Below are 14,043 nucleotides of genomic sequence, written 5' to 3'. Positions count from 1 at the left end.
GTGTATGGCACGGATCCGGCCACCCGTGTGACCAGGGGCGGCTTACTGCCCGCCAACGGTCGCATCGACCCGATACACCGCACCACTGGCCGCCGAAGTTCCTGTGTCCGACAGCACATACAGCGCCTGCCCGGCATCCACGCCAAAGGAATAGACGCTACCGGGGATGGTGACATTCCAGTCGACCTGCTCGGCTGCGCCACCGTCGCGGTACACAAAGCTCAACAGCTTGCCCGTGCACAGGTCCGAGTAGAAATAGCGGCCTTGCAGCGCAGCCAGCGCATTGCCCCGGTACACATAGCCGCCGACGATGGCGCAGGCGCCGGCTTCATGGCCATACTCGAACACCGGCAGCGTCAGTCCGGCCGTATCGCAGGTGGCGGCGCCCACGCACGCGGTGCCCTCCATGCGGTTCCAGCCGTAGTTCAGCCCGGCGCTGGTGGCCGCCGCGACGTCGACTTCCTCGCGCTGGCCCTGGCCGACATCGGCGATATACAGCAGACCGGCATCGAACGAGAACCGCCACGGATTGCGCAGTCCGTATGCCCAGATCTCGCCACGCCTGCCGCTCTGGCCGGCAAACGGGTTGCCGGAGGGAACGCCATAAGGCTGCCCCGATGCGCCGCTGACATCGATGCGCAGCACTTTGCCGAGCAGCACGCCGAGGTTCTGCGCATTGCCTGACGGATCTCCGCCACCACCGCCATCGCCGGTGCCGACATAGAGCATGCCGTCCGTGCCGAACGCCAGCTGGCCGCCGTTGTGGTTCTGGAAGTTGCTGTGCGGGATCGACAGCAATATCGTGCCTGCGGTGTCCGCAACGTCGGGATTGCCCGCCGACACCTGGTAGCGCGCAATGGTGATGGCGCCGTTGTTATCGGTGTAGTAGACGTAGAAGCGGCCGTTGCTGGCATAGCCGGGATCGAACGCCATCGACAGCAGGCCGCGCTCGCCGTCGGTGGTGGTCAGCGCATCGATATTAAGGAAGGGCGTGCCCAGCAGCGTGCCGTTGCGCACGACGCGGATGCGCCCGGCGCGCTCCACGATGAACAAACGCGCGTCGCCCGCGGGCGCGGTGAGAAAGATCGGCTCGGCCAGGCCGCCGGCCACTTGCGTCAGCGACAGGCGCACCGGCTGTGGCGAGCCATAGACGACGTTAGCCGTGGCGCCCGCGCCAGCGCCGACGGTCACCGACTGGGCTGGTGGCTGCGGCTGATACTGGCTGGTGCCGGCGAGCACGTCGGCGGCGCTGACGGTGTAGGTGCCGGTGGCAAGATTGGACAAGGTAGTCGACTGGGCGACGGCCTGGCGGTATTGCCCCGGGCCAGTCACCGTAACCAAAGCCGGAGTGCCGGACGGCAGGCCGGTTACCGTCAACGACAGCGTCCCCGGGCCGCCCGGCCCGCTGCCACCGCTACCGCCGGCGTTGCCGGAACTGCCCCCGTCGCCGCCACCGCATGCCACCAGACCCAGGCAGCAGGCAAGGAACCATTGGCACAGCGAAGATCGTATTGAGACTGTCATGATGCGCTCCTGCCACCCCGGCGCCAGATACAACGCAAGAACCGCTCCATGGCGGGCAACGTAGCCAGCCCTACCCCTTACCCCCTATCACCCCCTGTCGCCCCGCCACACCTGCAGCGGATCCCATGCCGGCGCCGCGTCTTCCGGCTGCGGCAAGGCCTGCGCCTCTGCCATCATCGCCTCGGCCCGCGCCTGCAGCTTGTCCAGGCAGCGCGACAGCACGCGCGCTTCCTCGGCGCTCAGGCATGCTGCCAGCTCGCGGTTAAAGGCGCGCGCCTGGGCAAAGGCGCGGCGGTAGACCGCTTCGCCCTCTTCCGTCAGCGTGAACGCGGCGGCGCGCCGGTCCTGCGCACGCGCCTCGCGCCGCACCAGGCCGCGCTCGGCCAGCGCGTGCACGGCCCGGCTGGCAAGCACCTTGTCCAGGCCGGCACTTTGCGCCAGTTCGGTCAGCCGGGTACCCGGCTGCTCGCCCAGGAAGGCAATCATGCGCCATTCGCGCCGTGTCACGCCGGCCGTGGCGCGCAGATGAAGCCCCGCCGCCCCCAGCGCCACGCGGTTCAGGTGATAGACCCGGTAGTTGATGAAATCGCCCAGCCGCCTGGGCCGCTGCAGCCGGCCGCCGCCGTCGTCGTGTGCCATGCCACACCCGCAAATTAGTTGACTTTGTCAATTATATCGACGGGTGTTAGCGTGCCACCCATACCAAACGAATACCAAACGACGATCCGGACCGAGGAGACACCGTGAGCCCCCGCAATTGCCTTCCCCGCCTTGCCGCCTGCCTGGCGGCCATTGCCGCCGCCTGGGCGCTGCCCGCCGGCGCGCAGTCGGAGCGCCCGCTGCGCATCCTCGTCGGCTACCCCGCCGGCGGCACCGCCGACCTGGCCGCGCGCCTGGTCGGCGACAAGCTGCGCGAGACCCTGAACCAGAACGTGGTGGTGGAGAACAAGCCGGGCGCAGGCGGCCGGCTGGTGATGGACTATGCCCGCACGCAGCCTGCCGACGGCCATACGCTGGTGGTGGCCAATTCGGCCGTGATGACGATCGCGCCGCTGGTCTACCGCAAGCTCAACTACGACATCCAGCGCGACTTTGTCCCGGTGGCGCAGGCCGCCAACTTCCAGCTGGCACTGGCCACCGGCCCGGGCAGCCCGGCGCGCTCGCTCAAGGACTACGTAGCATGGCTCAAGGCGGGCCCGCAGAACAACTCCTACGCCTCGCCGGCGCTGGGCAGCATCCCGCATTTCTTCGGGCTGATGATCGGCAAGCAGGTCGGCGTGGAGATGCTGCACGTGCCGTTCAACGGATCGGCGCCGCTGATGAGCGCGCTGGTGGGCGGGCAGGTGCCGGCCTCGGTCGATACGCTGGCCGACCTGACCGAGATGCACCGCGCCGGCAAGGTGCGCGTGCTCGCCACTTCCGGCACGCAGCGCTCGGTGGCGCTGCCTGATGTGCCGACCTTCACCGAACTGGGCTACAAGGGCATCGAGGGCGAAGGCCGCTACGGCGTGCTGGCGCCCGCCGGCACGCCGCGGCCGGTGCTGGACAAGCTCAACGCCGCCATCGTCAAGGCGGTGCAGTCGCCCGACTTGCGCGACAAGTTCCTGAAGCTGGGGCTCGAACCGGCCACCGGCACGGCCGACGCGTTTGCCGGCGTGCTGAAGGCAGACGCCGCCAGGTGGGCGCCGGTGGTGAAGGCCTCCGGCTATACCGGCGACTGACAAGCCGCAGCGAGCCACCATGCCGATCCGCAATACCCTGTTCATCATGTGCGACCAGTTGCGCCGCGACCACCTGGGCTGCTACGGGCACCCCACGCTGCGCACGCGCAATATCGACGCGCTGGCCGCGCGCGGCGTGCGTTTCGACAGCGCCTTCGTCACCTCCGGCGTCTGCGGCCCCAGCCGCATGAGCTTCTACACCGGCCGCTATGTCAGCAGCCACGGCGCCACCTGGAACCGCGTACCGCTGCCGGTGGGCGAAATCACGCTGGGCGAGTACCTGAAGGACAGCGGCCGCGCGCTGGCGCTGGCGGGCAAGACCCACGTCATGCCCGACAACGCCAACCTCAGGCGCCTGCACCTGGACGGCGGTACCGAGCTGGAGACGCTGCTGCGCAGCGGCCATTTCACCGAGGTCGACCGCCACGACGGCCATCATGCCGAGCCGCGCGGCGCCTATGCCGACTGGCTGCGGCGGCAAGGCTACGACAGCGCCGACCCGTGGACCGACTACGTCATCAGCGCCGAGAACGCGCAAGGCGAGATCGTTTCCGGCTGGCACATGCGCAACGCGGGCCTGCCCGCGCGTGTGGCCGAGCCGCATTCCGAGACGGCGTACACCGTCGACCAGGCCATGCAGTACATCGGCGCGCGCGGCGACGAGCCGTGGGTGCTGCACCTGTCGCTGGTCAAGCCGCACTGGCCCTACCTCGCGCCCGCACCCTATCACGCCGCCTACAAGCTCGACGACTGCCTGCGGCTGCGCCGCCACGCCGCAGAGCTGGAAGACCCGCATCCGGTGCTGTCGGCGTACCGCACGCAGGAGGAATGCGCCAACTTCATGCGCCAGGAAGTGTCGGATACGGTGCGTCCCGCCTACCAGGGCCTGATCCAGCAGATCGACGACCGCCTCGGCCTGCTGTGGGACCAGCTGGAACGCCTTGGCCGCTGGCAGGACACGCTCATTGTCTTTACCGCCGACCATGGCGACTTCCTCGGCGACCACTGGCTGGGCGAGAAGGAGCAGTTCTACGACACCGTGCAGAACGTGCCGCTGATCGTCTACGACCCCTCGCCCGAGGCCGATGCCACCCGCGGCAGCGCGCCGCAGGACATGGTGTCGGCGGTCGACGTGGTGCCGACGGTGCTCGACGCGCTGGGACTGCCTCCGGCCGGCCATCGCATCGAAGGCCGCTCGCTGCTGGACCTGACCCGCTCGCGCGATGCGGGGCCATGGCGTGATTTCGTCGTTTCCGAACTCGACTACGCCTACCGCGGCGCACGGGTCGCGCTCGGCCGCCACCCGGGCGAATGCCGCGCCTGGATGGTGCGCGACGCGCGCTGGAAATACGTCCACTGGCAAGGCTTCCGGCCACAGCTGTTCGACCTGGAAAGCGATCCGGACGAGTACTTCGACCTGGGCGCCGACCCCGGCCATGACGCCGTGCGCAACGCCATGCGGCTGCGGCTGCTGGACTGGTTCTGCACGCTCAAGCCGCGCGTGACCGTGACCAACGAGGAAGTCGCGGCCAAAACCAACGTGTACAAGCAGGCCGGCGTATTCTTCGGCGTGTGGTGAACGCGGCGGGTACGGAACCTGCAAACCCAGGGGCGTCCGCACTCACCGCACCCGCCATGAAACCTGTCACGCTGATTGGCGCCCCCACCGACGTCGGGGCCGGCACGCGCGGCTGCTCGATGGGCCCCGAGGCGCTGCGCGTCGCCGGCCTGGCGCAGGCGCTGGCACGCAACAACCTGCTGGTCGAGGACGCCGGCAACCTGGGCGGCCCCGCCAATCCGTGGCAGCCGCCGCAGGACGGCATGCGCCACCTCGACGAAGTCGTGGCGTGGAACCGCGCCGTCTATGACGCCTGCCTCGGCACGCTGCAGGCAGGCCGGCTGCCGCTGCTGATGGGCGGCGACCATTGCCTGGCGATCGGCTCGATCAGCGCCGCGGCGCGATATTGCCGCGACACCGGCAAGACCCTGATGGTGCTGTGGCTCGATGCGCACGCCGACGCCAATATCGGCACCACCACGCCCACCGGCAACATGCACGGCATGCCGGTGGCCTGCCTGTGCGGGCACGGCCCCGCGCCGCTGACCACGCTGGCCGGGCCGGCGCCGGCGGTGGAGCGCAGCGCGATCCGGCAGATCGGCATCCGCAGCGTCGATGCAGAGGAGAAGCATCGCCTGCACGAACTGCAGCTGGCGGTGTACGACATGCGCTACATCGACGAGAACGGCATGCGCTACACCATGCAACAGGCGCTGGCCGGCATCGACGCGCAGACGCACCTGCACGTCAGCTTCGACGTCGATTTTCTCGACTGCGTGATTGCGCCTGGCGTGGGCACCACCGTGCCGGGCGGACCGACCTACCGCGAAACCCAGCTCTGCATGGAAATGATCGCCGATACCGGCCGCCTGGCATCGCTCGACGTGATGGAGCTGAACCCGGCCTGCGACGTGCGCAACCAGACCGGCCAACTGGCCGTGGACCTGGTGGAAAGCCTGTTCGGGAAATCGACGCTGTGGCGTCCGCCGCCCGCCTGAAAAAGTTGCACGGCGTGCCTGTCGATACTGCAATGCCATGCCGCATGCGGCACCCGGGCGCCCGCGAGGCGCGCGAACCGGCGCAGCCGCGCGCCGCCGGCCGGTGGCGTACCCCTTGCAACACCGGTAATCAGGCCCACCATTCGGGCCGGCAACCGGAGCGATCATGAAGAACATCTGGATCCTGGTGGCGGACGAATCCGTCGCCCGCGTCTTTGCCTCGCATGCAGACGCCGCCCCGCTGGCGGTGGTCGAAGAAATTACCGATGCCGCCGCGCACGCCGACCGCGCCGACCTGCGCCGCGATGCCTACGGCCGGCGTGGCCACGCCGCCTCGCAGGGCGATGCCGGTCATCCCGGCGCACACCAGGTCGGCCCGTCCACGGTTACGTCGTCCGCGGGCGAGGACGAACTGCACCAGGAAGCGCAGCTGTTTGCGCATCGGGTCGCGGATTTCCTGGCGGACGCACGCAACAAGCAGCGCTATGAAGAACTCGTGCTGATCGCGGCGCCGCGCTTCCTGGGGCTGCTGCGCAAGACCCTGCCTGCTGCCGTCGCCGACGTGGTGACGCGCGAAATCGACAAGGACTTTATCCACGTGCCCAACAACGACCTGCAGCAACGACTGGCCGACGAGGGCGTGGTGCCCGCGCGCCGTGACGAGCGCGTGAATACAGGAAGGGATCGCTGACGACGGCAGGCTCGAAAGAAAGGCGGCCGCCCATATGCTTGCGGGCGGCCGCGAGAGATGTGCGGGCGTGTCAGCGCGCCGTGCCCGAGCCGCTGGTCGCGCCGCTGGAGCCGCTGGAGGTGCCGGCAGGGCTGGTGGTGCTGGTTGCGCCGGACGTGCCGGTGGAAGTGCTGGAACTCGGCGAGCCATAGCCGCTGCGGCTGCGTTGCTGCTCAGACACCGAGCCGGAACCCGACAACGATCCTGATCCGCTGGTGCTGCCGGTGGCAGTGCATCCAGCCAGGATACCCAGCGCGGCGAGTAATGCAGTGCCAATGCGTAGCGTCGTTTTCATGTGGTCCTCCGTCTTGCAGGTTGCGACCGGGCCTTGCATCGATGCAGGACCGGCCGGCGAGCGCGCAGAAATCGCCGCTCCGCTGCGTCATCACGCAACTGACGTACCAGTAGTCCGCAGCGATGCCGGCAATGGGCTGCCGTTGCCGGACCAACGGCGGGAAAGGACAACACTGCGGGCTTGCTGCAGTAAGAAGTGCGCGGCGCGCGTAAAACTTACCGCGCGCCCCCGGTGGTTTAGTTCAGCGTTTACAGAAAAACGAACCTAGCGCCTGAGCGTCCATTTGTACGCGTAGCGGTCCGGCCGGAACACCAGTTCGGCGCAGAGCAGCGGCGTGCCGTTGATGTCGTACGGCGTGCAACGCAGCCGCAACAGCGGCTCGCCCTCGGCGACGCCCAGCCGCCTGGCCACTTCGGCCGGCGCGGCTACCGCGCTCGCCTCCATCGTCGACTCCTTGAAGCGGTAGCCGAGCCGACTCTCAAGCACCGACATGGCGTCATTGGTCTCCAGGTCTTCCTGCACCAGCCGCCGCATCAGCGGCTCGCGCCCGAGCAGCGTGAAATACGCCACCGGCGCATCGTCCCAGAAGCGCACGGTCGACACGCTCAACACTTTCTCCGCGGGTTCCAGGTCGAGCACGCTGGTCACGAACGCCGGCGCGCGGACCAGCTTGACCGAGGCGAGCTTGCCGTACGCCAGCTGGCCGCGCGCACGGGCGGTCTCGTAGAAACCGGTCAGCGCACCGAGGCTTGGCGTGTCGGCCGGGCGCGTGACGAAGCTGCCCTTGCCGTTGACCTTTTCGATCAGCCCGGCATTGTGCAGGCCAGACAACGCCTGGCGCACGGTGATCCGGCTTACGGCGAATTCCGTCATCAGCTCGGCCTCCGACGGCAGCTTTGCGCCCGGACCCAGCTGGTTGCGGACGATCCGCTCCCGGATCTCGTTCTCGATTTCCTTGAATCTTGGCAGCGCCACGTTGTGTTCCGCCTGGCGGCGGCTCCGATGCGGGGGATCAGGGATTATACCTATCATAACAGGGCAGGCCGTAAACTCGTTGACCTGTTATAACAGGTAATGGCAGTATCGCATCGCCAGCGCATGCCAGCGCCCCCGACATTCCCCAACCCACCTTGCATGCCGGCGACTCAGGAGACACGCAATTGCACACCCACGCAACACCAGGCGCCGCGCGCGCGACGGCGGACTTTGACTACATCGTGATCGGGGCGGGTTCGGCGGGCTGCGCCGTGGCCGCAAGGCTGGCCGAAGACCGTGGCGCAACCGTGGCGCTGCTCGAGGCAGGACCGCATGACCACCACTACTCGGTCTGGGCGCCCATCGGCTTTGCCCACACCGTTCCCAAGGCCGGGCCGCGCAACTATGCGTACTACACCGAACCACAGGCCGGGCTGAACGGCCGGCGCTCTTACCAGCCGCGAGGGCGCGGGCTGGGCGGCAGCTCTTCGATCAACGGCATGCTCTACGTGCGCGGCCATCGCAATGACTACGATGAATGGGCAGCTCTGGGTTGCAAGGGCTGGGGCTTCGACGACGTGCTGCCCTACTTCCGCCGCAGTGAGCACAACGCCAGGCTGGCCAGCGATCCGCTGCACGGCAGCGACGGTCCGCTGCATGTCAGCGACCTGCGCTCGCCCAATCCGTTCTCGCGGCGCTTTGTCGAAGCGTCGCTGCAGGCCGGCATGGCGCCCAATGCCGATTTCAACGGACTAACGCAGGAAGGTGCCGGCCTGTACCAGGTAACGCAGCGCAACGGCGAGCGCTGGAACACGGCGCGCGCCTACCTGCATCGCGGCGATGCCGCGGACAAGGCCTTCAACGGCGGCCGCAGCGGCCTGTCGGTGTTGACCGACGCGCAGGCGCTGCGGATCCTGTTCGAGGGCCGGCGCGCCACCGGCGTGGAGATCGTGCGCAACGGCGAGAAGCAGGTGCTGCGCGCGCGGCGCGAGATCGTGCTCAGCACGGGTGCCTTCAACTCGCCGCAGTTGCTGATGGCTTCGGGCGTCGGCCCGGCGGCACAACTGCGCGGCCTTGGCATCGACGTGGTCCACGACCTGCCCGGCGTGGGCGAAAACCTGCAGGACCACCTCGACATCATCGTCAACAAGCAACTGCATTCGACCGACCTGTTCGGGCAGACCGCAGGCGGGCTGCTGCGCATGGCGGGCGAGGTCATGCGCTACCGGCGCCACCGCACCGGCATGGTCACGTCCAACTTTGCCGAGGCCGGCGCGTTTTTCCGCAGCCGTCCCGAGCTTTCCATCCCTGATGTGCAACTGGTGTTCGTGGTCGCGCTGGTCGGCAACCGCAACATGGACAAGCGCAGCAAGCTCGGCCACGGCTATTCGTGCCATGCCTGCGTGCTGCGCCCGAAGAGCCGCGGCCACGTGCGCCTGCGCAGCGCGGACATGCGCGACGCGCCGCTGATCGACCCACGCTTCCTGTCGGCGCAGGAGGACATGGCCGGCATGGTGGCCGGCGTGCGCGCCATCCGCCGCATCTTCGCCCAGCCGGCGCTGGCGCAATACGGGGGCCGTGAGCTGCTGACCGACGATTTCGGCCCGGACAACAGCAACGAAGAGGCCATCCGCCATTTCATCCGCACGCACGCGGACACCGTCTACCACCCGGTCGGCACCTGCAGGATGGGGATCGACGACATGGCGGTCGTCGATCCCGAGTTGCGCGTGCGCGGCATCGACGGGCTGCGCGTTGCCGATGCCTCGGTGATGCCGACGCTGGTCGGCGGCAATACCAACGCGCCGACGATCATGATCGGCGAAAAGGCTGCGGACCTGATCAAGGCCTCGGCCCGCTGAAAACCCCTCGCCGCCTGGCTGGTCCGGGCGGCGAACTGCATCCGCAACAGCCATCACAAAGGAGACAACGCATGCAAGCCACCGCCCTGACCCTCAGCCCGGAAGCGTTCCGCGCCCAAGACCCGGCCTCCTGGCCGTTCACCGTGCGCCGCTGCACGCCTGCCATTGGCGCCGAAGTCGAAGGCATCGATTTCCGCGAAGCCCTGGATGACGGCACCTACCTCGCGCTGCGCGCCGCGCTGCTGACGCACAAGGTGCTGTTCTTCCGCAAGCAGGCGATCACGCCGGCGCAGCACGTGGCCGTCGCGCGCCGCTTCGGCGAACTCGAAGTGCATCCGATGTTCACCAACCATCCCGAGCATCCCGAGCTGGTGGTGTTCGGCCGCGACGGCGAAAAGCGCGGGCGCGAGAACCTGTACCACTCCGATGTGTCCTGGCGCGAGATTCCCTCGATGGGGTCGATGCTGCGCTGTATTACCTGCCCCGAGGTGGGCGGCGACACCATCTGGATCAACATGGCCGCGGCCTATGAGAAGCTGCCCGAGGACGTGAAGGCGCGCATTGCCAACCTGAAGGCGGTCCATGACGCGATGCCCACCTTTGGCGCCGCGCTGTCCGAGGAAAAGTATGCGGAAATGCGCGCCAAGTACCCGCCGATGGTGCATCCGGTGGTGCGCACCCATCCGGAAACCGGCGAGAAGATCCTCTTCGTCAACGAGGCCTTCACCACGCACTTCGCCAACTTTGTCAAGGAACAGGCCTACCGCATCGGCTCGGACTATCGCCCCGCCGAGCTGGACCTGCTGCAATACCTGTACCGCCAGGCGGCGGCGCCCGAATACCAGGTGCGCCTGCGCTGGCAGCCCGACACCATCGCCCTGTGGGACAACCGCTCCACGCAGCACTACGCGGTGCAGGACTACTTCCCCGCCGTGCGCCACATGAACCGCGCCACCATCATCGGCGACCGTCCGGCATGAGCGGCCCCTCCCCATCGATTACCCCATCGATTTTCCCATCGACCTGCGAGGCAAACCCGATGAAACTCGTCGACAAGTTCTATATCAACGGCCAGTGGGTGCAACCCGCGCCGGGCGCGACCCAGGCCGATCTCATCGATCCGGCCACCGAGTCGGTGGCGGGCAGGATCGCCATGGGCACGGCTGCCGACGTGGACCACGCGGTAGCTGCCGCGCGCGCCGCCTTGCCGGCGTGGTCGGCATCCACCCGAGAGGACCGCATCGCCCTGCTCGAGCGCATCATGGCCGCGTACCAGGCGCGCCTGGGCGACCTGGCGCAGGCGGTGCGGCAGGAGATCGGCGCGCCAATCACCATCGCCACCAACCTGCAGGCCGCGATCGGCCTGGCGCAACTGCAGGCCACGGTGCAGGCGCTGCGCGAGTTCGAATTCGAAAGCCAGCGCGGCAAGAGCTACCTGTTGCGCGAGGCCATCGGCGTGGCGGCGCTGATCACGCCATGGAACTGGCCGCTGAACCAGATCGCCGCCAAGGTGGCGCCGGCGCTGGCGGCGGGCTGTACCGTGGTACTCAAGCCATCGGAAATCGCGCCCCTCGACGCGCAGATCTTTGCCGAGATCATGGATGCCGCCGGCACGCCGCCGGGTGTGTTCAACATGGTCTTTGGCGAAGGCCGCGTGGTCGGCACGGCGCTGTCGTCGCACCGCGATGTCGACATGGTCTCGATCACCGGCTCGACGCGCGCCGGCGTCGAGGTGGCGATCAGCGCCGCGCCGACGGTCAAGCGCGTGACGCAGGAACTGGGCGGCAAGTCGCCGCTGGTGATCCTGGACGATGCCGATTTGCAGGCCGCCGTGACCAGCGGCGTCGCCCACGTGATGCTGAATTCCGGGCAGACCTGCATCGCGCCGACCCGCATGCTGGTGCCGCGCGCGCAGTATGAACAGGCGGTGCAGATTGCCGCGGTGGTGGCCAACGCGGTCACGGTGGGCGACCCCGCCGATGCGCAGACCAAAATGGGACCGCTCTCCAACCGCGCACAGTACGAGAAGGTGCAGCGGCTGATCGGCGTCGGCATCGAGGAAGGCGCGCGCGTGGCCGCCGGCGGCCCGGGCCGTCCCGAGGGGCTGGCGCAAGGGTTCTATGCCCGCCCGACCGTCTTTGCCGACGTGCGCAATGACATGACCATTGCGCGCGAGGAGATCTTCGGGCCGGTCTTGTGCATACTGCCTTACGACACCGAGGACGACGCCGTGGCCATCGCCAACGATACGGAGTTCGGCCTGGCGGCGTACATCGCGTCGTCCAACCCCGAGCGCACCCGCAAGCTGGCCGCGCGCCTGCGGGCCGGCAGCGTGCGCATCAATGGCGCGTCGATGGACATCTCGGTGCCGTTCGGCGGCTACAAGGCCTCGGGCAACGGTCGCGAGTTCGGTCCGGAAGGCATCGCCGAGTATCTCGAAACCAAGACCGTCACCGGCTGACCGCCGTAATGGCCCGGCCCGGCAGCGCTTGAGCTGCCGGGCCGGGCTTTTCCGCCTTGTTGCCAAAGGTACCGAACCCGGCGCGCCGGTACAGCAGGGCCTCCCTCACCAGTTCGGACAGCGCCCGCTGTATGGGGGATGCCCCCACCTGTCCCGACCGTTCAAAATTGCCGTGGCAACTTGCAGGCGCAAATGCCGCGCATGCCACACGCCGACCAGCCGCCCTTGTCTGACACCAGCAGTCGGCGGCGTCCGACAGCCGCGCGTCGCCAGGCAGCTACATTTCAAAGACAGCCCTTTTTTTTGCCGAAGCGCCGGCTATGTCGACCGTTCCCGACCCCGCTCCGTCCCCGATACCGCATGCCGAGCCGCCTGCTCCTGTGGAAGCAGATCCGGCAGAGCAGGCCGACGCCCCGACGGTGGCGATCGCGCCTGCCACGGTGTCCGCGGCCCTGCAGCGCGCCAGCACGGCGCTGGTCGTGCTGGCAGTGCTGTTCTCGCTCTATGCCGTGCATCTCGCCCGCGATTTCCTGGTGCCGGTGGTGATCGCGATCGTGCTCGCCTACCTGCTCGACCCGCCGGTGCGCGCGCTGCAGCGGCTGGGCATGCCGCGCGTGGCGGCCGGCACGGTGGTGCTGCTGGCGCTGCTGTGCGCGCTGCTCAGCGGCGCCTACCTGGTGCAAGGCCAGGTGGAGTCCATCGTCAACAGCCTGCCCGATGTGGCCAGCAAGCTGTCGCGTTCGGTCGGCGCCCTGCTGAGCGGCGACGATTCGATGTGGCAAAAGGTCCGGCGCGCCGCCACCGTGCTCAGCGGCGCCGGGCAGCCGCCGCCGGTGCGCGTGCCGCACGTGGTGGTGGACCACTCGGGGGACCAGATCAACACCATGCTGCTGGCCGGCTCGGTGAGCATCTTCACCATGGCCGGCCAGGCGGTGGTGGTGGTGTTCCTGCTCTATTTCCTGCTGCTGGCGGGCGACACCTTCAAGCGCAAGTTCATCAAGATGGTCGGCAATACCATCTCCGAAAAGAAAATCAGCGTGCACATGCTGGACGAGGTCAACCGCTCGATCCAGCGTTACATGGGCATGCTGCTGGTGACCAATGCGGCGCTGGGGGCCTGTACCTGGCTGCTGCTGAAATGGCTTGGCGTCAATAACGCGGGCAGCTGGTCGATCGCGGCGGGCGCGCTGCACCTGGTGCCTTACTTTGGCGCAATGGCGATCGCGTTGTGCCTGGGCATGGTGACGTTCATGCAGTTCGGCACGCTCGGCATGGCCGCGGCAGCCGCGGGCGGCTCATTGTTGATCGCCACGCTGATCGGCTCGCTCGTCACCACCTGGATGACGGGTCGCATGGCCAGGATGAATGCCGTCGCGGTGTTCGTGGCGCTGCTGCTGTTCACGTGGCTGTGGGGCGTGTGGGGGATGCTGCTCGCGATCCCGCTGATCACCATTGCCAAGGTCGTGGCCGATCACATCGAAGGGCTGGAAGTGGTGGCGGAGTTCCTTGGCGAATAGTCTGTTCGCTTTCCCACGCGCCGGCGCAACACCGGCGCGGACCCCCGCATCCCCAATGCATCTATACTCAATCCACGGATGCTGCACCACAGCATTTTTCCTGCTGCGGAATTCGTGCTGGAGGAACCAACATGCCTTTGTGCGACCTTTGCCTGTCGCAACTGGACCGGCCGGGGCATTTCCCGCCACATGCGCGCCTGCTGAAGTCGGCCACGCTGCGCACCAGCAGCGGCCAGAACGCTTTCGTATACCGCTGCGGCGATTGCGGCGAAAGCCTGCTGCTGGCCTCGTCGGATGGCGAGGCGCCGGACCGCTGGACACGGCTGGACGCCGATGGCTGGCACTGAAGCCGGAGCCGGCGCAATCGGCAGGTCCGCGCTGGGCTTCGGCCCGCCTTGATCT

General features: G+C 68.0%; 12 protein-coding genes. 9 read left to right on the top strand and 3 right to left on the bottom strand.

From position 1 onward, the window contains the following. Window positions 1-42 precede the first annotated feature (42 nt). Window positions 43-1,524, bottom strand: coding sequence for a sorbosone dehydrogenase family protein (locus E1J61_RS13415; RefSeq protein WP_133094538.1), 1,482 nt, complete (start codon window positions 1,522-1,524; stop codon window positions 43-45). An 87-nt stretch (window positions 1,525-1,611) separates the two neighbouring features. Further along, entirely contained in the window at window positions 1,612-2,163 is a 552-nt protein-coding gene (locus E1J61_RS13410) for a MarR family winged helix-turn-helix transcriptional regulator (RefSeq protein WP_133094537.1), read from the bottom strand. 104 nt (window positions 2,164-2,267) lie between these two features. Here E1J61_RS13410 and E1J61_RS13405 point away from each other — a divergent pair, with 104 nt between their 5' ends. From E1J61_RS13405 to E1J61_RS13390, 4 genes are all read left to right on the top strand, one after another. Further along, complete coding sequence (locus E1J61_RS13405; protein ID WP_133094536.1) at window positions 2,268-3,245, top strand: Bug family tripartite tricarboxylate transporter substrate binding protein; 978 nt, start codon at window positions 2,268-2,270, stop codon at window positions 3,243-3,245. 19 nt (window positions 3,246-3,264) lie between these two features. Then, entirely contained in the window at window positions 3,265-4,824 is a 1,560-nt protein-coding gene (locus E1J61_RS13400; RefSeq protein WP_133094535.1) for a sulfatase-like hydrolase/transferase, read from the top strand. Window positions 4,825-4,880: 56 nt separating this feature from the next. Continuing rightward, window positions 4,881-5,801: an arginase gene (gene rocF / locus E1J61_RS13395; RefSeq protein WP_133094534.1), complete on the top strand. Its 921-nt coding sequence runs from the start codon at window positions 4,881-4,883 to the stop codon at window positions 5,799-5,801. A gap of 166 nt (window positions 5,802-5,967) precedes the next feature. Continuing rightward, complete coding sequence (locus E1J61_RS13390; RefSeq protein ID WP_133094533.1) at window positions 5,968-6,492, top strand: host attachment protein; 525 nt, start codon at window positions 5,968-5,970, stop codon at window positions 6,490-6,492. 598 nt (window positions 6,493-7,090) lie between these two features. Here the strand turns inward: E1J61_RS13390 and E1J61_RS13380 are convergent. Then, window positions 7,091-7,801, bottom strand: coding sequence for a GntR family transcriptional regulator (locus tag E1J61_RS13380; RefSeq protein ID WP_133094532.1), 711 nt, complete (start codon window positions 7,799-7,801; stop codon window positions 7,091-7,093). A 185-nt stretch (window positions 7,802-7,986) separates the two neighbouring features. Here E1J61_RS13380 and E1J61_RS13375 point away from each other — a divergent pair, with 185 nt between their 5' ends. The 5 genes from E1J61_RS13375 (at window position 7,987) to E1J61_RS13355 (ending at window position 13,988) form a co-directional block, all read left to right on the top strand. Beyond that, window positions 7,987-9,663, top strand: coding sequence for a GMC family oxidoreductase (locus tag E1J61_RS13375; RefSeq protein WP_133094531.1), 1,677 nt, complete (start codon window positions 7,987-7,989; stop codon window positions 9,661-9,663). A 71-nt stretch (window positions 9,664-9,734) separates the two neighbouring features. Then, on the top strand, window positions 9,735-10,643 hold the full coding sequence (locus E1J61_RS13370; RefSeq protein ID WP_133094530.1) for a TauD/TfdA family dioxygenase: 909 nt from the start codon (window positions 9,735-9,737) through the stop codon (window positions 10,641-10,643). A gap of 59 nt (window positions 10,644-10,702) precedes the next feature. After that, window positions 10,703-12,124 (top strand): aldehyde dehydrogenase family protein, encoded by a 1,422-nt coding sequence (locus E1J61_RS13365; protein ID WP_133094529.1) that lies wholly within the window; start codon window positions 10,703-10,705, stop codon window positions 12,122-12,124. 320 nt (window positions 12,125-12,444) lie between these two features. Continuing rightward, window positions 12,445-13,641, top strand: a complete 1,197-nt coding sequence (locus tag E1J61_RS13360; protein ID WP_133094528.1) for an AI-2E family transporter — start codon at window positions 12,445-12,447, stop codon at window positions 13,639-13,641. Window positions 13,642-13,772: 131 nt separating this feature from the next. Next, complete coding sequence (locus E1J61_RS13355; protein ID WP_133094527.1) at window positions 13,773-13,988, top strand: hypothetical protein; 216 nt, start codon at window positions 13,773-13,775, stop codon at window positions 13,986-13,988. Window positions 13,989-14,043 lie beyond the last annotated feature (55 nt).

It is taken from the genome of Cupriavidus sp. L7L (genome assembly GCF_004353535.1).
Classification (GTDB): domain Bacteria; phylum Pseudomonadota; class Gammaproteobacteria; order Burkholderiales; family Burkholderiaceae; genus Cupriavidus; species Cupriavidus oxalaticus_A.
This window is presented reverse-complemented; position numbering and strand designations above follow the sequence as displayed.

Coding starts and splice junctions, on each gene's coding strand:
- E1J61_RS13415 (WP_133094538.1), bottom strand. CDS start 1,524: ATGACAGTCTCAATACGATCTTCGCTGTGCCAATGGTTCCTTGCCTGC.
- E1J61_RS13410 (WP_133094537.1), bottom strand. CDS start 2,163: ATGGCACACGACGACGGCGGCGGCCGGCTGCAGCGGCCCAGGCGGCTG.
- E1J61_RS13400 (WP_133094535.1), top strand. CDS start 3,265: ATGCCGATCCGCAATACCCTGTTCATCATGTGCGACCAGTTGCGCCGC.
- rocF (WP_133094534.1), top strand. CDS start 4,881: ATGAAACCTGTCACGCTGATTGGCGCCCCCACCGACGTCGGGGCCGGC.
- E1J61_RS13390 (WP_133094533.1), top strand. CDS start 5,968: ATGAAGAACATCTGGATCCTGGTGGCGGACGAATCCGTCGCCCGCGTC.
- E1J61_RS13370 (WP_133094530.1), top strand. CDS start 9,735: ATGCAAGCCACCGCCCTGACCCTCAGCCCGGAAGCGTTCCGCGCCCAA.
- E1J61_RS13365 (WP_133094529.1), top strand. CDS start 10,703: ATGAAACTCGTCGACAAGTTCTATATCAACGGCCAGTGGGTGCAACCC.
- E1J61_RS13360 (WP_133094528.1), top strand. CDS start 12,445: ATGTCGACCGTTCCCGACCCCGCTCCGTCCCCGATACCGCATGCCGAG.
- E1J61_RS13355 (WP_133094527.1), top strand. CDS start 13,773: ATGCCTTTGTGCGACCTTTGCCTGTCGCAACTGGACCGGCCGGGGCAT.